General features: G+C 43.7%; 15 protein-coding genes. 13 read left to right on the top strand and 2 right to left on the bottom strand.

Translation table 11 applies throughout. The features are described from left to right. The first annotated feature begins 220 nt into the window (after nt 1–220). The 13 genes from FDF36_RS01020 to FDF36_RS00960 all read left to right on the top strand — a co-directional run bounded on the left by FDF36_RS01020 (nt 221) and on the right by FDF36_RS00960 (nt 16,550). On the top strand, nt 221–400 hold the full coding sequence (locus FDF36_RS01020) for a hypothetical protein (RefSeq protein ID WP_220389993.1): 180 nt from the start codon (nt 221–223) through the stop codon (nt 398–400). Nucleotides 401–466: 66 nt separating this feature from the next. Next, nucleotides 467–1,552: a glycosyltransferase family protein gene (locus tag FDF36_RS01015; protein ID WP_220389992.1), complete on the top strand. Its 1,086-nt coding sequence runs from the start codon at nt 467–469 to the stop codon at nt 1,550–1,552. Nucleotides 1,553–1,593: 41 nt separating this feature from the next. After that, the gene (locus tag FDF36_RS01010; RefSeq protein ID WP_220389991.1) at nt 1,594–3,048 is read left to right on the top strand and encodes a lipopolysaccharide biosynthesis protein; all 1,455 of its coding nucleotides are present in this window, start codon (nt 1,594–1,596) and stop codon (nt 3,046–3,048) included. Then, entirely contained in the window at nt 3,045–4,163 is a 1,119-nt protein-coding gene (locus FDF36_RS01005; RefSeq protein WP_220389990.1) for a glycosyltransferase family 4 protein, read from the top strand. Before FDF36_RS01010 ends, FDF36_RS01005 begins: the two co-directional genes overlap by 4 nt. Then, nucleotides 4,160–5,320 carry a glycosyltransferase family 4 protein gene (locus tag FDF36_RS01000; RefSeq protein ID WP_220389989.1) on the top strand — a complete coding sequence of 387 codons (1,161 nt, stop codon included), beginning with the start codon at nt 4,160–4,162 and terminating at the stop codon, nt 5,318–5,320. Before FDF36_RS01005 ends, FDF36_RS01000 begins: the two co-directional genes overlap by 4 nt. Next, complete coding sequence (locus FDF36_RS00995) at nt 5,317–6,231, top strand: SP_1767 family glycosyltransferase (RefSeq protein ID WP_220389988.1); 915 nt, start codon at nt 5,317–5,319, stop codon at nt 6,229–6,231. Before FDF36_RS01000 ends, FDF36_RS00995 begins: the two co-directional genes overlap by 4 nt. 4 nt (nt 6,232–6,235) lie before the next feature. Continuing rightward, the gene (locus tag FDF36_RS00990) at nt 6,236–7,384 is read left to right on the top strand and encodes a glycosyltransferase family 4 protein (protein ID WP_220389987.1); all 1,149 of its coding nucleotides are present in this window, start codon (nt 6,236–6,238) and stop codon (nt 7,382–7,384) included. After that, on the top strand, nt 7,381–8,229 hold the full coding sequence (locus FDF36_RS00985) for a glycosyltransferase family 2 protein (RefSeq protein ID WP_220389986.1): 849 nt from the start codon (nt 7,381–7,383) through the stop codon (nt 8,227–8,229). The genes FDF36_RS00990 and FDF36_RS00985 overlap by 4 nt, the downstream gene beginning before the upstream one ends. Then, nucleotides 8,229–9,773 carry an LTA synthase family protein gene (locus FDF36_RS00980; protein WP_220389985.1) on the top strand — a complete coding sequence of 515 codons (1,545 nt, stop codon included), beginning with the start codon at nt 8,229–8,231 and terminating at the stop codon, nt 9,771–9,773. Before FDF36_RS00985 ends, FDF36_RS00980 begins: the two co-directional genes overlap by 1 nt. A gap of 173 nt (nt 9,774–9,946) precedes the next feature. Beyond that, nucleotides 9,947–11,401 (top strand): polysaccharide deacetylase family protein, encoded by a 1,455-nt coding sequence (locus FDF36_RS00975; RefSeq protein ID WP_220389984.1) that lies wholly within the window; start codon nt 9,947–9,949, stop codon nt 11,399–11,401. Between the two features lie 8 nt (nt 11,402–11,409). Continuing rightward, nucleotides 11,410–12,615, top strand: coding sequence for a glycosyltransferase family 2 protein (locus FDF36_RS00970; protein ID WP_220389983.1), 1,206 nt, complete (start codon nt 11,410–11,412; stop codon nt 12,613–12,615). A 12-nt stretch (nt 12,616–12,627) separates the two neighbouring features. Continuing rightward, nucleotides 12,628–15,315: a hybrid sensor histidine kinase/response regulator gene (locus FDF36_RS00965; protein WP_220389982.1), complete on the top strand. Its 2,688-nt coding sequence runs from the start codon at nt 12,628–12,630 to the stop codon at nt 15,313–15,315. A 149-nt stretch (nt 15,316–15,464) separates the two neighbouring features. Then, a complete protein-coding gene (locus tag FDF36_RS00960; protein WP_220389981.1) occupies nt 15,465–16,550 on the top strand; it encodes an endonuclease/exonuclease/phosphatase family protein in 1,086 nt (361 codons plus the stop codon). A gap of 216 nt (nt 16,551–16,766) precedes the next feature. On the opposite strand, the gene FDF36_RS00955 is transcribed toward FDF36_RS00960, so the two are convergent. Together FDF36_RS00955 and FDF36_RS00950 are read right to left on the bottom strand one after the other, a co-directional pair. Next, nucleotides 16,767–18,671, bottom strand: coding sequence for a choice-of-anchor J domain-containing protein (locus FDF36_RS00955; protein WP_220389980.1), 1,905 nt, complete (start codon nt 18,669–18,671; stop codon nt 16,767–16,769). Nucleotides 18,672–18,693: 22 nt separating this feature from the next. Beyond that, nucleotides 18,694–21,483, bottom strand: a complete 2,790-nt coding sequence (locus FDF36_RS00950; protein ID WP_220389979.1) for a TonB-dependent receptor — start codon at nt 21,481–21,483, stop codon at nt 18,694–18,696. Nucleotides 21,484–21,615: the final 132 nt, after the last annotated feature.

Genomic DNA, 21,615 nt, shown 5'->3' with positions numbered 1-21,615 from the left:
ACATCCTTATACAAAAAAACACGTCTAATCTTTGCAGAATAAATAACCATAACACTCTTAACAGTCATGACGAACAAGAAACAGAAAACACCGGAAAAACTTCCAATAGAGCCCGAAGAAGCAAACATCAAGAGAGCCAATAACATACTACAGAAATCCATCGGATTTTTTTAATGAACCTGCGAAAAAAGCGGATATCTCTACCACTCAGACCTATGAGATGATGGAAATAGACCGCAGCCTGCTTAGCAAGCTGGAACACGGCAAAAACATGTCGACACAGAAACTGACGGCAATCACGGCCTACTATCTCGCCTTCATAGAGGGCAACTCGACGATCAAAGTGGACTATGAGGAAGTTCTGAGGAAAACCATCGCGCAAACTTCATCTTTTTTCTGAGAGCGAAAAAGATGAAGTTATCCTTTTTTTTCATTACTTTTGCAAAACTAAGACCAAACAAACATCATGAACGCATTAATCGTTTTCAATGAAAAAGATACGGATAACCTCTTTGTGCGCACGCTACACGAGGCGATCCGCCGCCAGGGAATTGACGTCGAACGATCCACACGGGCCTTCTGGGAGTCCAACATCCGGTATGACATTATCCACTTTCAATGGCCCGAAGAAGTGGTGGGATGGAACTGCACCGACCCTTCAATCATAGAAAAACTGAAACAGCGCATCGACCATTTCCGTGCCGGAGGCAGCCGCTTCGTGTATACACGCCACAACATCCGTCCGCACTATTGCAGCAATCCCATCATCGGGCAAGCGTATGACATCATTGAAACGAACAGCGACCTGACCGTACACATGGGACAGTTCAGCCTCGACGAATTCCGCAGCCGCTACCCCAAGAGCCGCAACACACTGATTCCGCACCATTTGTACGAACACACTTATAATGAAGCGATCTCACGACAAGAGGCCCGAAGGCAACTGGGCATCCCGGCGGACCGCTACGTGATCACTTCATTCGGCAAATTTCGCGACTGGGAGGAGATACGCATGGTACTCGGCGCATATACACACCTCCAGACAAAGAAAAAGTATCTGCTGGCCCCGCGCATGTTCCCGTTCTCAAAACATCCCGGAAACAGTAATCCTCTGAAACGGCTCCTCTCCCGCATCGGATATCACCTGGCGATGCCCTTACTCAACAAAACGCTACGCATAAAGGCGGGAGCCAGCGAGGAACTGATCAGCAACGAAAGCCTTCCACTATACATCGCCGCCGCGGATGTGATATTCGTACAACGCAAACAGATTCTGAACTCGGGCAACGTGCCGTTGGCTTTTCTCTTCCATAAAGTAGCTATAGGGCCGCAAACGGGAAACGTGGGAGAACTGCTGCGCGAAACCGGTAATCCGGCATTTGACGCCGCCCGTCCGGAAAGCATCGTCCGCGCTCTGGAAGAAGCCGCCTCACTGGCCCGGGAAGGACAAGGAGAGAGGAACCACGAATACGCCATCGCACGCTTTGGGACGGAACACATAGGCAGCATGTACGCCGAAGCCTACCGTCTGTTGCAAAACGCAGATCATTGATCGCCCATCGCTAATCGTTCACCGTTAATCGTTAAAAAGAAATGACTTCCATTAAACATCAACTCTTCTCCGGAGTATTCTACACCGCCCTGGCCAAATACAGCGGCATCGTCGTGTCCCTTGTCGTCGCGGGCGTACTGGCACGCCTGATCTCGCCGGACGACTTCGGCGTGATGGCCATAGCCACGGTGATCATCGCCTTTTTCAACCTGTTCACCGACGTAGGTCTGTCACCCGCCATCATCCAGCACAAAGGATTGACCCAGGAGAACCTGTCCGGACTCTTTTCTTTCACCATCTGGACAGGTATCGGCCTGGCACTGCTTTTCGCCGCTGCCTCGTGGCCCATTGCCGCCTACTACGACCGGGAAATACTGCGGACGCTGTGCCAGCTGCTGGCCGTCAACCTGTTTTTCGCCTCTGCCACCATCGTTCCCAACGCACTGTTCTACCGCAACAAAGAATTCAAATTCATCGCCCTGCGAAGCTTCGTCATACAGATTGCCACCGGTGCGGCAGCCGTCGTGGCGGCTCTGTGCGGAGCCGGATTGTATGCGCTGGTCATCGGGCCCATCCTGTCGGGCATCCTGATTTTCGTGGTCTCCATACGACGCTATCCGCAGCGCCTGAGGCTTACGTTGGGGCTGGACGTGTTGCGCCGGATATTCTCCTACTCTGCCTACCAGTTCCTGTTCAACATCATCAACTACTTCAGCCGGAACCTCGACAAACTACTGATCGGCAAGTACATGGGAATGTCTCCCCTGGGTTATTATGAAAAATCGTACCGTCTGATGATGCTGCCGTTACAAAACATCACACAGGTGATCACCCCGGTGATGCACCCCATCTTCAGCGAATACCAGAACGACCTTGAACGCCTGGCATCGGGTTACGAACGCATTGTCCGCTTTCTGGCCTTCATCGGACTGCCACTGAGCGTGCTGCTGTACTTCACGGCCGGCGAGGTGACCCTGATCCTGTTCGGCGACCAATGGATGCCCTCCATCCCTATATTCCGGATACTCACGCTGTCGGTAGGCATACAGATCGTCCTCTCCTCCTCCGGGTCCATCTTTCAGGCGGCAGGCGATACGAAAAGCCTGTTTGTGTGCGGCCTGTTTTCATCGGTACTCAACGTGGCGGGCATCCTGTTGGGCATTTTCCGGATAGGCACACTCCAAGCCGTAGCCACGTGCATCACACTGACGTTCACCGTCAACTTTGTGCAATGCTACTGGATGATGTACCGGGTGACTCTGCACCGCAGCCTGCGACATTTCGCGGTTCAGCTTGTATCACCATTAGCGGTCAGTGTACTGCTGATAGCCGTACTCTATCCGCTCAGCCTGCTGACAGAAGGAGGCAACATTTTTCTGACCCTGATTGTAAAAAGCATTATATTTTTCTGTATATTTGGGTGCTATATACAGTTGACCGGTGAATATGACATCATCGGCAAGGTAAAAAGCATCATAACCAAAAACAAACGATGAAAGCACTGTTTCTTATATTCCACGGATTCGAAGAGGCAAACGGAATCAGCAAAAAAATCCGCTATCAGGTGAAAGCACTGAAAGAGTGCGGAATAGATGTACGCACATGCTGGCTGGATGATGATCACAATCATAAACGACGAATGGTGGATAATCAGGTACTTCAGGATTACGGTAACGGAATCCGTGGAAAGATACTGAAACGGACAGGCCTGAAGTGTATTGTCGATTATGTAAAATCGAACAACATACAGATAGTGTACGCAAGAAGCGATCACAACACCACCCCTTTTCTAATCTACATGTTTTGGCAACTGAAACGAACTGGAGTGAAAACGGTCATGGAAATACCAACCTATCCATACGATCAGGAATATAAAGGACTTCCGTGGGGATACCAACGCGTATTGCTGGCCGACAAATGCTTGCGCAGGTTGCTGGCCAAGCAAATCCACAAAATTGTCACCTTCTCTGATCATAAAACCATTTTCGGACGCCCGACAATACGAATATCCAACGGAATAGACTTTGACGCCATCCCAATCAAACAGGCTACCACTCCCTCACCCAAGGAATTGAACTTGATCGCTGTTGCCACCATACACCCTTGGCACGGCTTCGACCGAGCCATTCGGGGAATGATACAGTATATCCAAAATGAACATAAACAAGAAGTCAGACTACACATCGTGGGGCAAGGTGTGCCATCAGTCATGGACGAATATCAAGAATTAGTAAAGAATAACGCATTAGAGCCATATGTCATTTTCCATGGCCCCCTGTTCGGAGAGTCCCTCGATAAAGTATTTAACGAATGTCAAATAGGAATAGGCAGCCTGGCACGTCATCGAAGCGGAATCACTTACCTACGGTCACTAAAAAATCGTGAATACGCCGCCCGGGGCATCCCTTTCATCTATTCGGAAATAGATGAAGATTTTGAATCAATGCCTTATATCATGAAAATACCAGCAGACGAATCGTTCTTAGACATCCATCGGATTATCAAGTTTTACGATTCAATAAAAGAAATGCAACCATCTGACATACGAGCATCTATCAGCAACAAATTGTCGTGGAAAGTACAAATGAAACACGTAATTGAAGAGCTATGAAACAACCCATCAAAATAGCCTATTGTATACCTGGTCTCTACGCTACAGGCGGCATGGAAAGGGTGCTTACCTTAAAAATAAACTACCTTGCAGACGTGTTAGAATATGACATATACATTATCCTGACCGAAGAAAAGGAACTGCCCCCTGCCTATACATTATCGGACAAAGTGCACCTGATCAATTTTAACCTTAATTTTGATCGCATGCACTCAACAGCCCCGCATCTATGGCAGCGGCTATGGAAATACAGACAATTGCAAACAGCCTATAAGAAGCGGCTGACGGAGACATTAATGCAAATTCGTCCGGATATTACCATCTCTGTCCTTCGACGAGAAATTAATTTTCTTACTTCTATTAAAGACGGAAGCAAAAAAATCGGTGAATTCCACTTCAGTCGGCAAAACTATCGCAGCTTGGAACATCTAACGTTCCTTCCAGCCTTTATCCGCCGGAAATTATCGGAATTATGGATCAAGCAACTTGTTCAGAAATTACGCGAGTTAGATCAGTTCGTCGTGTTGACCCATGAAGATGAAAAAATGTGGCCCGAACTGAATAATGTGATTTGCATTCACAACCCTGCCTCTTTCAAAACCGAACATACCGCTGATGGAACTGCACACCGGGCAATCGCTGTAGGACGATATACGTACCAAAAAGGATTTGACCTGTTACTACCTGCATGGCAGATCGTCAGCCAGCAACATCCGGATTGGGAACTGGAAATATTTGGTGCTGGCGACCGAACTGATTATCAAGTGCAAGCCAAGGAACTGGCAATAGAGCAAACATGCCATCTGAACGGAATAAGTAACGATATAGCAACAGAAATGAGTAAAAGTTCAATTTTCATACTTTCCTCGCGTTATGAGGGAATGCCTATGGTAATTGGTGAAGCAATGGCGTGCAGAGTGCCCCCAATTTCCTTTGCTTGCCCCTGCGGTCCACGTGACATCATTACCGACGGAACAGATGGACTACTGGCAGAAAATGGAAATATTGTGGCATTAGCAGAAAAGATCATTTACATGATAGAGCATGAAGATCTGCGAAAACAAATGGGAAAACAAGCACAGCAAAACATCCGGAAGTTCTATATAGACAATATTATGAAACAATGGGATGAACTCTTTAAAAAACAAAGATCATGAATAAAGCAACACAAATTATCACCAAAATTCGCTATAAATTAAAATATGGAAGTACCGTAGAATGGTATAATTTTTGGTATATAGTCTTACGAAGACGCCAAAAGATCATTCCTCAAATAGCATCTATCAGTGAAACAATCCAAAAGATAGTAGAGGACCGTTGCTCTGTCAGCCGCTTCGGAGATGGAGAAATGCTGCTGACCCATCCTGATAAAAAAATTGGCTTTCAAGAAGGGACTCCTCTCTTATCAAAAAGGCTTAAGGAAATATTGACCAGTAAAAATGAAAAACATCTCGTATGTATATCTGATGTATTTCAACATTTGGAACGATACAACCGAAAAGCACGAAGATTCTGGCGGACCCATTTCTTTATATATGGATCATGGTGGGATCAGTTATTGACATCAGAGCGAAAATATTATAATACATTTGTCACCCGCCCTTATATGGATTTTAAATCCAAAGAAGCATGTGGACAATGGTTTCATGAAATGAAAGCCATTTGGGAAGGTAGAGATATTGTATTTATTGAAGGCGAGAAAAGCCGTTTGGGAGTTGGCAATGACCTATTTGATAATGCACAAAGTATCCGTCGGATTTTGTGCCCACCTTGCAACGCTTTCAACCGCATAGAAGATATTAAAGCCGAAGCATGCAAACAAGATAATAAAGTGCTGTTTCTGATCGCACTTGGTCCCACAGCCACAGTATTAGCTTATGATCTATTTAAAATCGGATATCAAGCCATCGACATCGGGCATGTGGACATAGAATATGAATGGTGGCGCATGGACGCACAACGTAAAGTAAAGCTTGAACGCAAATACGTTAACGAAGCTCCTAACGGAAGTCAAGTGGCTGATGCAGGTGAGGAATACAACAAACAAATTATCGCGAAAATAAATTGAAGTTATGAAAATTGTATATTACTTGCCGTCACTATATGCCCCGGGGGGACTTGAACGTATCATTACGTTTAAAGCCAACTATTTTGCAGAACATCTCGAAGGCTATGAAATCTACATTCTCACTTCTGAACAAGTGGGACAAAAGCCTTATTATACGCTATCTCCAAAAGTAAAGCATATTGATCTGGATGTACCATTTGACTGGCCCTTTAATCAGTCGCGCATCAGCAAACTTTTGAAATACCCATACCGCTACTGGCTATTCAAACGGCGATTCAGCCGGACACTAACTCAAATACACGCCGATATCACAATCTCAACACTGAGAAGAGAGTTGAATTTCATATCTTCGGTGCAAGATGGAAGTGCCAAGATCGGAGAGTTTCATGTAACTCGCCATTCGTATGGAGTGGGAAGTAGAGAATATGGAAAGTCAATTGTCGGGAAACTTAGGAACTACTGGACAAAGGCCTTTATGAAAAATCTCCAGTCACTTGCCAAAGTAGTACTATTGACCAATGAAGAAGCAGAAAATTGGCCGGAACTTTCCAACCTCTGCATCATCCCCAACCCGGTCATCATCACTCCTGACCGACAGTCGGACTGTACAACCAAACAAGTAATAGCTGCCGGAAGATATGCTTCCCAAAAAGGATTTGACCTTTTAATACAAAGTTGGGCTCTCGTCTCCAAGCAGCATCCAGATTGGACCTTACGCATTTATGGCGAAGGCACTCTGCGAGGTGAACTACAAAAAGAAATAGAAAGATTGAAAATAGATAAAACTTGCATACTTGAACCTACAGTATCCGACATCGTAAATAAATATTATGAAAGTTCTATTTTTGTCTTGTCTTCACGCTTCGAAGGATTCGGCATGGTCATTACAGAAGCAATGTCATGTGGAGTTCCTCCGGTTGCATTCGCCTGCCCTTGTGGCCCCAAAGATATCATTGAAAATGGTAAAAACGGAATCTTGGTTCAGCCAGAGAACATTGATGAAATGGCACTGCAAATAACTAAATTAATAGAGAATGAAAAGGCACGAAAAGAGATGGGACAACAAGCAAACATACGTTCGCATCGTTTCCAGATGGAAACAATAGTAGAAGAGTGGAAAGAATTATTCAAAACATTGACTAACAAACAATGAACTGGTATACAGAATATTTATCCTTGTTTGACAAGCCGCTATCACAGTTAGCCCCAAAGGACATAGATAATGTCAAACAATTGCTGGAAAAGCAACAATCAGAGAATCCCCTTGTGTCTGTGGTTCTGATAGCTCACAATGAAGAATGCCATTTGATGAGTTGTTTATGGTCATTGTCAGCAAACCATCATAACTTCCCAATCGAAATATTGGCAGTCAACAATCTTTCAACAGACCGCACTGAAGAAGTATTACAAAAAATTGGAGTCCCCTATTTCAATGAAATGCAAAAAGGACCTGGATATGCACGTCAATGTGGCCTAAACCACGCCAAGGGTAAATATCATCTCTGCATTGATGCAGATACAATCTACCCTCCCTTCTATATTGAAACGCATACCAAAGAATTAATAAAGCCCAATGTGGCGGGTACATATAGTTTATGGAGTTTTATCCCCGATAGAAATCATTCTCGCCTGGGATTATGGGCATATGAATCTCTACGAGATATACATTTGCGCATACAAGCCATCAAACGTCCCGAACTGTGCGTACGTGGAATGGTTTTTGGATTTAAAACAGATTTAGGGCGACGTTTCGGGTTCCGTACAGATATCCGACGAGGAGAAGATGGTTCATTAGCATTAGCTATGAAACCACATGGAAAACTTGTTTTCATAACAAGCCGCAAGGCACGTGCTCTGACAAGTAATACTACGCTCAGTGCTGACGGATCACTTTTTAATAGCTTTCAGATCAGAATAACCAAAGTTATCAAGGAATTTGCGGGTCTATTTACCCAAAAAAAGAAATATGATGATCAAGATTCAAATCTTCTTAAGTAATGAAACTAAAAATATATATAAATAAAGGATTATTATTTCAGGTTCTTATCATGTGCCTTTCATATATAGTATTACTATATATGCATTATTCTGTCGTAGCGGATAAAAGTGATATCAGTACTTTTGCCTATATAGAGAATCTATGCTTTAGTGCAGCAGATATCTGCCTAATCTCTATTATCCCGACTTTATGTATAAAAAGAAGACACTACTTTTTCCTACTTCTTTTTTCAGTAATATGTCTGTTTGCTCTTGCAAATATCTGGTACAGCCGATATTTTTCGTCCTATCTGCCACTGTCATTGTATACCGAATTTAATAACCTAGATGGACTATCCGAAAACATAACAGACGCAGTCAAAACTACCGATTTTTTTGTCTTAACAGCTTTCCTTGCAGGAATAGTGTGCTATTGCATTTTTTGCAAAAAACTGACGTATATCACATTTAAGATCAGAGCAAGGCGAGCATCCTTTATCGGGCTGACCAGTATTCTACTGGTTGGCATCTTGGTAGGAAACTCTGCATTGCGCTGGAAAGATTTAACTTGGAAATACGTAACTCCTTATAATTATACTCCTGTAGAAAGTACTTTCCAATTTGGGATGATATATAGTTATCTGATAGAGTCGTTAAAAAAAGTAAATAAAGATTATTCTGTTGAAGAACTTAAAAAATTGAGCCCTTATTTCTATGTTTCCGATTATGTACAGGAAGAGTGTAAACCTACAAACCTGATATTAATAATTGTAGAGTCATTGCTCTCCTACCCCACAGAATTAGTAATCGATTCAATAGAAATTACTCCGAACCTAAATCAGTTGGTAAAAGAAGGAGCCTATTATAATAAACACATGATTCCACAAGTCAAACTAGGAGAATCAAGTAATGGGCAATTTATCTATCTAACAGGATTATTACCTAAAAAACAAGGGATTACAATCAATGATTATTTAGATAATACATTCATATCAATACCTTCACTACTGAAAAAAGAAAATATAAACAGTAGAATGGTCATACCAACTTCACCCACTATGTGGAGACAAAACAGAGTTTGTGAACGTTATCAGATAGATCAACTCTTCTCTCGGAACAGCTATCCCGATCAAAAACAAGTAAAAAAATGGCTAACAGACCAACAAATATTTAATTATGCAGCATGCATAGATGCCCAAAGCAACAAGCCCTTCATGTCTATTATTTTAACATCATCCACACATTCACCATACGTTCATAGTGTTAAAAAGTATCCAATTAAATATCCAGATAATTTTTCATCTGAGTTAAAAAATTATCTATCTAATGTACACTATATGGATGAATGTCTAGGTAACTATTTGAATTCACTAAAGCGTAATAACCTGTACAATAGTAGTATTATCGTTATAGTGAGTGATCATCAGGCACACGACTTTTTACTCAATGCAGAAACACAACAGATTACCTCTTTAATTCCCTTATATATTGTTAATTCCCCTGTGAAAATTAATAAAAAAATGATTACCCAATCACTCAATCAGATGTATATCCCACTATATTAGATATTATGGGTATTAAAAGTCAATGGAGAGGCATAGGAACCAGCCTACTTACTCCGGACTCTGTTATAAACAGCCAAATGAGAATTGACAGAAAAGAGAAAGAGCAACAAATATCAAACATTATATTAGATAGTAACTTTTTTTCCAAATCAAACCACTAAAATAGACATAATATGAAAAAGCCTACATCAATAAGCCTCATGCTTCTGAGTACATTCATATCTATATCATGTATTCATGACAAGGATCTTTATATCACCCCATCAAAGGTATCATATGTATATCCATTCCAAAATGAAAAAGATAATTATTCGGCAGAAATATCAATAGAACTGGCAAACAGCACTCTACTTAATAATACTCTCAAACAAGATATTGAAATTCCAGCTCTTAAATACAATAAGACACTTTTATTCATGTTGACACAAGATGATTGTAAACACTCAACATATTGTCGAACTTGGGCTGCAATTAATGGAAAACCAATATCAAACTCTACTCCATTTAAGACTTCTTCATCAGATACTCATCAGTTATTTTATGATGCTTTACAATTACTAAATGGAGATCTACCACCTAATACGATTACCCCCTTAAAGACATTAGGTAGTACAGATGGGAGTGGAAATGAAATCAGATTTGCCATCACTTCAACACTCTGGCCTGAAGAGGAATCCATGAACGTACAATCACGAATTATGTTTACACCAAATGGCAATTATTCGCGTTTTTATATGAAATCCGAACTTTCTTGGTATGACATCATTGATATGTTAAACTATGGAACAGGCATCGCTTTTCATGATGTAAAAGCTGCCGATGTAAATGCAGCAGAAAACATCCGGGAACATTTCATCATAGCTCAAGACAGCATATTGAAACATTTAGCAGGAAGAGGGTGCAAGATGCTTGCAGAACCCAATGGAAATAAAACATATCTGGAAGCCGCACAAGCCTACGAACCTATTCGAACCCTTACCGCACAGACCGGAACAATCAGGCTCAACCCCTTCAGCGTGAACGGGGACCTATCGAAAAAAGTGCTGCACAGAGTATTTTATAATTCACCCGCCGAAGTGAAAAATGCGATAGAAACCCAGATGAAAGTACCAGTGGAAATGAGAGAAGCAGTCCATATAGGTGTACACAACACAGACAACGGATGGACCAACTTCCTCCTTTGGCTGAACGACACTTATGGCAAAGATGGCGAAGATTGTGTATGGATGCCCAGTCAGGAAGAGTATTACGAATACAATTATTACCGCACACACGGAAAAATTGGAAAGAGCGTAGACGGGCAAACACTTAAATTGACCGTTAGCCTGCCGGGTCAGGAATATTTTTATTACCCTTCGGTCACCGTCAACCTGAAAGGACTGAAGAAAGAAGACATCCAGTCGATAGGAAGTAATAGTGTCGTCACCGGACTGTCTTACGGAAACTATCATGACGGGGTTATGGTAAATATCGACTGCCGAAAATTTTTGGTGGAACATGCCACGCACTTTGTAGAGCAATATGAAAAAGACAAAACAAACCAATCGAACAAAGCGGACGCACTCTACTTTGTGAATATGCTAAAAGAATCGAGCAAAAAAACAGAATTACTGAACCGGATTAAATAAAAAATACTATGATCACCGTACAAATCCTTTTCTGGCTTGCCCTCCTCCTCGTATTCTATACCCACTTGGGATACGGAATACTGCTTTACACACTGGTCAAGCTCAAAGAACTCACTGTGAAACCCGTCAAGCGGCAACTCCCGCCCGACAAGCTGCTGCCGGACGTGACACTCTTTATCACTGCCTTTAACGAAGAAGACGTTGTGGACGAAAAAATGCGCAACTGCCTGAAACTGGACTATCCCGAGGACAAATTGCACATTGTGTGGACCACCGACGGAAGCAACGACTCTACCAACGAACGACTGAAGGCATGGCCGCAAGCCACCGTCCACTTCCAACCCCTGCGGCAAGGAAAAACCGCTGCCATGACACGGGGGATGACATTGGTGGACACGCCACTTGTGGTATTCACCGATGCCAACACAATGCTGAACCGGGAAGCGATACGCGAAATCGTGTTGGCTTTTGAGGACCCGGGGGTGGGATGCGTGGCCGGAGAAAAACGCATTGCCGTGCAAGAAAAGGATGGAGCCGCAGCCGGTGGTGAGGGCATATACTGGAAATATGAATCGACACTGAAAGCACTGGACGCACGTCTCTATTCGGCTGTAGGAGCCGCAGGCGAGCTGTTTGCCATACGCCGGGAGCTGTTCACAGTGATGGAACCGGACACACTGCTGGATGACTTCATCCTGTCGCTGCGCATCGCCATGCAGGGATACAAGATAGCCTATTGCACCCGGGCATATGCCATCGAAAGCGGATCGGCAGACATGGGCGAAGAGCAGAAAAGAAAGGTGCGCATTGCCGCCGGCGGACTGCAATCTATCTGGCGGCTGAGGGAACTGCTCAATCCCTTCCGTTACGGAGTGCTGAGTTTCCAGTATATATCACACAGGGTGCTGCGGTGGTCGGTGGCCCCGGTGCTGCTGTTCGCCTTGCTCCCGCTCAACGTTGCCATACTGCTGATGGGGGGCTCTCCTATCTGGTACGGCACCATTCTGGCACTTCAGGTATTGTTCTACATCTTAGCGATGGGAGGCTATTACCTGTCTGCCCGGCAAATAAAAAACAAGCTGTTATTCATCCCATATTATTTCCTGTTTATGAACATTAACGTGATGAAAGGTGTTAACTACCTTCGTAAAATGAAAGGAACAGGAGCATGGGAAAAAGCCCAAAGAACGAAAACAGAATCCTTAAACCAATAAACCGAACGAAGCATGGATAGAATACTGCATGACGTAAACAATGCCCATAAGATATTGCAACTGACAGCTGACACACTGATCTTGGTGGACAAAAACGGCACGTGTCTGGACATCGACCCGCACAGCGATTTGTGGTTTCTGCAAGAAGACAGGCTCTTGGGAAAAAATCTGTTCAATCTGCTTCCCGACCATACCTTCCAGAAACTGCTGCCGGACTTCCGCCGGGTGACCCAACAGGGGATAACGGTGGACCGCAACTACAGGCTGCCGCTGGAAGGAGGCGAAACGTACTACTTCAAATGCATCATGCAGCCGTATGACGGCGACAAGGTGTTGTGCCAATATCGAGACATCACGGCACGGAGCAACGTAAAGCTGCAACTGGAACGTACGAATTACGAACTGAAAGAGATACAAAAAGCGGCACAGATAGGGCAATGGAAATATTCATCGCGCGAAAAGACATTCTATTATCGGGGATACAACGGAATAGTATGTACGGAAGAAGAGCGGAGCATCAACTTTCAGGATTATTACGAGACCATTCTGAGCGAAGATCTGCCTGCCGTGAACACATGGATGGAGGCAAACCGCCGTAAACTGGTAAAGGAGTACATCGAATACCGCATTCTGCTGGAAGGACAGGTATACTATATGCGCCAGCAATGCTACCTGAGGGGTGAAGAAGAAGACGGTAACATCATTCTGGAAGGATATATACAGAACATTACGGACATCCAGCGGAAGAGGAATGACATCAACACGCTGACGCATGCCATCAACAATGCCAAAGAAAGTATTTATGCGGCACGGAAAGACGGCACGCTGATATTTGCCAACAGACAGTTCAGGCTCAACCACCGGATCGCGGAACAGGCGGACCTATCGCAAATACGGATTTTCGACATTGTAGGCGACATGGACGGTCCGAAGGATTGGGAAGAACGTTACCACAGCATACGGGAAGGACAGAATTTCAACTTCCTGGCCTACCACCCGCTGAAGCATGATAAAAGCACATTGGCGTTTGAGGGTACGATGTACAGCGTGACAACGGATGACGGAGAGGAAACCTTTTGGTCGTTTACACACGACATATCGGAACGTATACGGTACGAATCGCAGATAAAACGGCTCAACCGCATCATGGATACCACGATGGAAAACCTCCCGGCGGGGATCGTTGTGAAGGATATAGAGAATGATTTCCGGTATATCTACCGAAACCGGGAATCGTATAACCGGGATATCAGCGCGGAAAACGCCATCGGTATGAACGATTTCGATTATTATCCGCTGGAAATGGCACAGCAGAAACGGAAAGAGGACATGGAAATTGCCAATACCGGAAAAGGGATGCACTGGATCATGGAAGGTAAAGACAAAAATGGCAATCTGCTGATTCTGGACAAACAAAAAATCATAGTAGAAAGTGAAGACTTCTCGCCCATCATTGTCAGCATCGAGTGGGACATTACTCAGCTGGAACTGATGCGTCGCGAACTGATGGAATCGAAAGAGAAAGCAGAGACGTCGGATAAACTGAAGTCGGCCTTTCTTGCCAATATGAGCCACGAAATACGGACACCGCTCAACGCCATCGTAGGATTCTCACGCATCATCTCGGAGAGCGAAAACCCGGAAGAGCGAAAAGAATATTATGAAATAGTGGATGCCAACAACGAACGGTTGCTGCAACTGATCAATGAAATACTGGATCTGTCGAAAATAGAATCGGGCATCGTGGAGTTCACTTACGGACCGGTAAAGCTGCACACGCTTTGCAAAGAGATTCATGATGCACATGTGTTCCGCTGCCCGCAAGGAGTGGAACTGAAATTCGACTCGCCGGACGAAGCTTTGAGCATTCACTCGGACAAGAACCGGATTTTCCAGGTATTCTCTAACCTGATAGGAAATGCATTTAAGTTCACGACACAAGGCAGCGTGAGCTACGGCTACAGGCAAGAAGCCGAAAAAGTGGTATTTTACGTAAAAGACACCGGACTGGGCATCGAACCGGAGAAGTTGGGACGGGTGTTTCAGCGCTTTGCCAAGCTCAATAACTTCGCTCAGGGCACGGGGTTGGGACTGTCGATATGCAAGACTATCATCGAACGTCTGGGAGGAGAAATATCCGTTTCTTCGGAAGTGGGGACAGGTACTACATTTACCTTCTGGCTACCTCTGGAAAGCGCAATGCAAGATGTGAAGGCCGATAAGGAAGAACATCGGGACGGAGAAACCGACAACCGGCAATATCCGGAAGCCGACGACCGGACAAAAGAGCCGGCGGGAAGCAAGGAGGAACGTAAATCCATGGAAGTAACGGAGGCGGAAACCGATAAGGCTACCATCCTGATAGCAGAAGATACCGACAGCAATTATGACTTGCTAAATGCGATTCTGGGCAGGAAATACCACCTGGTACGTGCCAGAGATGGCATGGAAGCTGTAACCATGTACGATGAAGCGGAACCGGACCTGATATTAATGGATATAAAAATGCCCAATCTGGATGGGCTGGAGGCTACCAGGATCATCCGGCAATTGTCCGCAGATGTACCTATCATCGCACAGAGTGCTTATGCTTATGAATATGACCGGAAAGCTGCCGAAGAGGCAGGATGCAACGATTTCATCTCGAAACCGATTGCTCAGGAAAAGCTGAAGGAGATGATAAAGAAATGGTTGAGATAAAGAACCTCACCACAAGTTCACCACAGAGGACACGGAGTTCACAGAGGAAGAATTTAAGATCTTTCTATAAACCTGGAAAATAAAAACTCCGTGTCCTCTGTGTCCTCTGTGGTGAACTTATGGTGGACTAAAATGCAGAATTTAAAACAATGGGAAAGAAAGCCGTATCCAAATTATTTTATTATACCTCTGTCGCACTGACTTTTGCTTTGGCTGGTGTCACCATCATCGGAGCATTTGCCGGGCATGTTCCCCCGGAAAGTTCGACTTTAATACCTTTTATCGGGCTCTTGCTGTCGGGGCTCTTGCTGATCAACCTCGCTGCGGCCATCTATTGGGGCATACGCCGCCGGTTCTGGATAGTCATTCCGCTGATAGCCATAGCTGCCAACTGGCAATATCTGGGACGGATATTCCAACCACCCTTTCCGGCGGAAAAAGGAAATGGAAGAACTTTGAAAATAGCGACGTATAACGTAGACAGTTTCGGTAACGAGCAATCGGGGTACTCGTGCAAAGAAATCGCGAAATACATGGAAGAGCATCAAGTGGACATCGTCTGTCTTCAAGAGTTTGCCGCTAACCGATATTTCACCGCAGACAGCATACGAAACACATTTGCAAATTGGCAATACGTCATTATCCCGCAAGCTCCGGACAGCATCTCCATCCTGCAGATAGCTTTATTCAGCAAATATCCGGTGAAGGACAGCAAACTGATCACTTATCCGGACTCAAGGAATTGCAGTATGTGGTGCGACCTGGACGTAGACGGACAAACGGTTCGTGTTTTCAATAACCACCTGCAAACAACGGAGGTCAGCCAAAATAAGCGCAGGCTGGAAAGGGAACTGGCTAAAAACGAACTGACAGGCAGAGAGGAAGCAGTGGCCAGGCAATTGTTGGAGGGACTCAACGAGAACTTCAGGAAACGTGCGGCACAGGCAAAGACTTTGGAACAATTAATCCGCACCACCCCCTACCCTATACTGGTTTGCGGTGACTTTAACTCTCTCCCATCGTCCTACACATACAGTACCGTGAAAGGTGACAATCTTCAAGACGGATTCCAGACTTGCGGACATGGGTACATGTATACGTTCCGGTACTTTAAACGCCTGCTGAGAATCGACTATATTTTCCATTCCAAAGAATTTAAAGGGGTAGACTACTATTCGCCTGACCTCGATTTGTGCAGTGATCATAATCCGGTAGTGATGGAGGTGAAGATGTAAACGGGAGTGTATCAAAACGCCTTTTCACCACAGATCACACAGATTATCACAGATACCATAGATTAAAATATTAATAATCAACGAATTAATCTCACTCTATGTTACTCTGCGTCCTCTGTGGTGCGTTTCACCCCCATAACTCTCTCGTTATAATATAAAAGAAGGCCGTCCTGATTACTCAGAGCGGCCTTTCTTATTATAAATGAATTAGTTTCCTTATTCTACTTTCTTCAAAGAGTCTGCAACATATTCAAACTGTCCTTTACCTGTCACTTTATATTTAATGGTATATTGTGTGGTAGAAGAGCCATCGTAGATGGCGAAGTTAATTGTATAGAACACATCTACACCTTCCACAACATCCGCACTACCATAGATTGCTTTCAATCCCGGAAGGAATGCTTCTGGCAAACGTTCGAACATCAACTTAGTAAGATCGGCATCTGACATGTTGCCATAAGCGGCAGCATTTTGTTCTCTCCACTTCGCCGGGCGGAAATCAAAATTGTTCTGATAAGCAGAGCTACCATAATAATATTCGTTATTACTCTTACCATTAAATATAGGTGCATATTCTTGTCCCTTATTGGCAATCACCCAATCGGTAATGGTCTGATAGAATGCAGCAGTTTCTGCATCGCCCTTTTCTGCCTTCAAAGTAACCACAGTGCTCGGGTCAAAGTTCCACTTACCGTCAGACAGTACAAACTGCTCTGTCTTATCAACAATACGTGTATTCAGTGACCACCTTGTAGTTTCAGCCGAGTATGTGTATTCATCGCTATAAATCTTCAAAGCAGTACCATTGTAATATCTGTAAATCACTACACGTGCATCGCCATCAACAGGATATGCTACCATCTTAGACAAATAAGCAGGCAAATAGTTAACAGCCGGAACTTCTGAAGTAAAGTAACGTTTGCTCTGCCCCATATCTCCATAATCAGCGTATGTCGGAACATATACGTCACCACTCTTATCTTTCCAGCTCTTACCATCGTACACTTTCACTGCGTAAGCAGGAGTAGAAAGACTGTTAGCCGGGATAGAAGTACCTACCATGATGTTATCAATCTGATAAGTAGTAGTCTTTTTATTGGCACCATCACCTACATATTTAAAGGCTACATAAACCTTCTTGCCCGCATAAGCTGATAAAGACATCTTACCGGCAGAAGCGAATGTACCGTAACCGCTTGTCGGCTTGGTAGGGATGTTGAAATCCGAAGTTACGTCAGTCCAGTGAGCAGCTTTAACATCTTTACCATCAAAATCTTCTGAGATAAGCACTGACAGACAGTTGGCATTGTAATAACCCACAGTTACATCAAAACCAAGATAATCACCGGCAACAACAGAAACAGCAGGGGTAACCATCCAAGCTATACATTCACCTTCCATCTTATTGGCCGAGTATTGCACATACTGATTATCATCATAAGAAGTCACTTTCCACTCGGTTCCACCAACAGAACTGAGAAACCAGCCTTTCAGCTCAGTTAAGTCTCCGGTAGGAAGTGCTTCAAAATCCTGCCACATCAACGGATTCTCCAACTGTCCCTCGCCCAACTTATAGTCAACGAAAACAGCTGTTCCTTTTTCAGCATCTTTAAACTTCTCGTTCAATATCTTATACATTTGGCCTTCAGTCTTTTCATTCAGATAAGGCGCAAACGCATCCTCACCATAAACCAACTTGTATTCGGCATCCGTCGGTTTCAGATATTTCACCGAAGCATACTCAGACAACAAAGAAGACATCGCTTCTTTGTACTTATAAGTAATCTTTGCACTCGAGCCCTTATCGGCGGTGTAATACTTATCAAGCAAGAAAGCAGGTATGTAGGTAGCTCCTGTAATCTTCTCTGTCAGATACATGTTAGTCTTCACATTCGCGAGGTCCTTAGACAAATCGTCAGGTTTATGATTCGCTGCAGAATCTTTATTTACAGAATTTGTACTGATAGCCGCATAATCAGCATCAGTCAGCGTATATTCTATCTTCATCAAATTCGTCGGTTGGGTCATCTCGTCCAATCCTTCGAAGTTGTCATCGTTATATTTACAGCCGGACAGCAGAATCAACGATACCGCTACAGGCATTAATAGATTTCTATTCATAATTTAAACTTCCTGTTTTAGATTAGAAATTAACTTTTAATCTCAAGCTATAAGTGCGGCCGAATCCGTAGAACACATTATAAGCGGTCTTCCAGTCGTGATTGCCACCATCTGTAGCGTCAGAAATATAAGTCTGATCGAATAAGTTGTTCACGTTACCTGACAGCACTGCATTCAACTTACCAAAATTGAATTTATAACTTGCGTTCAAGTCGAATGTGCTTGCTGACGGAATACGCCAGGGAGTAGAAAAGTCCTTTTCACTGTTCATCACCAGGTCGTTTGAGGTTAATGCCCAGTCAGCATAGTTACGTGCGTATAAATTCCAGTCGATACCCAGACGAATGGCCTTATCAATCTTGAAAGTAGCACCCAAAGCAGCAGTAGTCTGTGCCGATCCTCCCACTTTCACATCTTTCAGGTTCAGTTTCATTGTACCCGGTTCCAACCCATTGGCTGCGGCATTAACAAGAACTGTTATATCCTTACCATCATTTCCCTTAATAGATGCACTGTTTACAAATTGACCTTCAACAGTGAAACTTCCTGATGCATTGCTATCCCAGCGCCAGTTACCGATAGAGAACATACCGCTCAAATCCAGCCATTGGAAAGGTCTTGCAACAAAATCAAGTTCAACACCCTGGTGTAAGGCGTTTACACCTTGCATATTGATAACAGATTTGGTAGAAACCAGCTTACTTGCATCATAAGGCTCGCTAAGACTACCTTCGTAGTAATTATTAATATCTTGCGAACGAGTAGTAGTCTTATCCATCCAGCGAGTGTGGTAAGCATTGACATTCACCGTCAAATACGTTGAACGGTAACCATATCCGATTTCGAAAGAGAAAACTTTTTCGTTTACTGCATCCGGATTAGTCGCATTGCTGGTAGTTGAATTCAGAAAAGCACCGCCCGAGAAGAAAGGAGCACGGCTGATATAACCGATATTAGCAAAAACGTTATGATTTTCGGTAAGGTTATAATTCAAACCTCCTTTTGCATTCCATCCGATAAAGTTGGTGGTTTTTGATTTAGCGTGTGCCTTGTCATAATAGAAGCGGTCATAACGCCAGTAACCGGTATTAGAAACCGAACCGGAAATGAAAGCACTCAGCTTATCTCTGTTGTATTCACCCTGGGCAAACACACCTTCAGACATTACATAACCATCGTAGTCACGATAAACCACATCACCCACTTTCAACTTCTGATTTACGAATGCCGAACCGGCAGCAGCAGCGGCATTGTTGGAAGTAAGCACATTGGTTCTTGAACTGGAATCTACATAAAAGTCACCACCATAGAGGTCAACCAATTCATTCGTATGCGTACCTTTATAATAACGGTAGTCTATACCACCATAAAAATCAAAATAGTCACCAATCTTGGTTGTATAAGTAGAGAGCAGACCATACCAGTTATGGAAGTTCTTAGACTTCGACATAGCCATAACCGAACCGTTCTCGCTGGCTTCGTTCAAAGCATAGATTTCATCATAAGCAAATGTACCGTCAGCTTTACGGAAAGTCATATTCAGCTTTCCACTGTTACTACCATACCAGTTGCTACGATCAGCACCGGTCAATCCTTGACCGGAATAACCATATCCACGACCGATAGAAGCATACAAGGCTGTACTTAAGCTTGATTTATCATTAATCTGCCATAAGTGGTTCAACGACAACTGAGGTTTATTATATACATTATATGCAGATGATTTTCTTTGTCCATTCAATCCAAAACCGTAAGTAGGATTATAACGATAAGGCTTTTCACCATTCATATAGTTTTTAGCAACTTCTTGCCATCCCTCGATAGTAAGTCCGTCTTTATTTCCACGCTGATTGTGCCACTGAGGAGCAGCAAAAGCAGTAAATGACAATTGATGATTGTCGTTGAAACGTTTTGTGATATTCACAAACCAGTTATAAGCCTCATAGTCGGTTCCCTGAATATAACCATCTGCCCAGGTCTTACCTCCCAAAAGGGTCATAGCCCAACCTGACTTTGTCAATCCGGTAGATACCTTGAACAGGATCTTGTTTAATCCGTCATTACCCATACCGTAAGATATGAAACCGCCCTTATTGGCATCAACTGTATTTGTCACGATGTTGATAGAACCACCCACAGAAGGAGCTGCTACCTTTGACGCACCCAAACCACGCTGTACCTGCATGCTACGAGTCACATCACTCAAACCGGCCCAGTTAGACCAGTAGATACCACCCCACTCCATATCATTCATCGGAACACCATTAATCATCATAGCAGAGTTCTCAGTCTTGAAACCACGTATGTTCACTTTGGAGTCACCAAAACCACCACCTTGCTTAGTTGCATAGATACCCGGAGTTGACTTCAGAACTTCAGGAAACTCCTGCGTTCCGAGCTTTTCTTCGATAAAGACAGGGTCAACTGTTGATACAGCTACCGGTGTTTTACGGGAAACAGCAACGGAAGATGTAATGATAACGTCATTCAATACCATTGCATCAGCTGCCATTTTAATCACGCCCAAATCTTCAGTACCACCTTTGTGAGTAATCTTCTTGCTGAAGTCTTTGTAGCCAAGGTACTTGATGAGCAGTGTCGAACCGGAGGCAGCTTTCTGTGTAAACTCACCATCCAAATTAGTCACACTGCCTTGGGTAGTACCGACAATCATTACGGCTGCACCAATCAATGGCTCACCTGTTTCCGCATCCACAACTTGACCTTTCACTGTTACCTGGGCAATAGCCGTAGCGGCAGAACATACCGTCAGTACTGCAACCAGCAGGAAATGAATTAGATGTCTTCTCATAATTCTCTTTGTTAGTTAATAGAACTTGTTAATTAATAAATTGTAAATAAACGTTTTGGAGTACAAAGGTAATTAATATTCTTTATATATACATTACAAAGATGCTACAATTTTTTAAGAGAGATAAACATA

The organism is Bacteroides fragilis (assembly GCF_019583405.1).
Taxonomy (GTDB): Bacteria; Bacteroidota; Bacteroidia; order Bacteroidales; family Bacteroidaceae; genus Bacteroides; species Bacteroides fragilis_B.
This window is presented reverse-complemented; position numbering and strand designations above follow the sequence as displayed.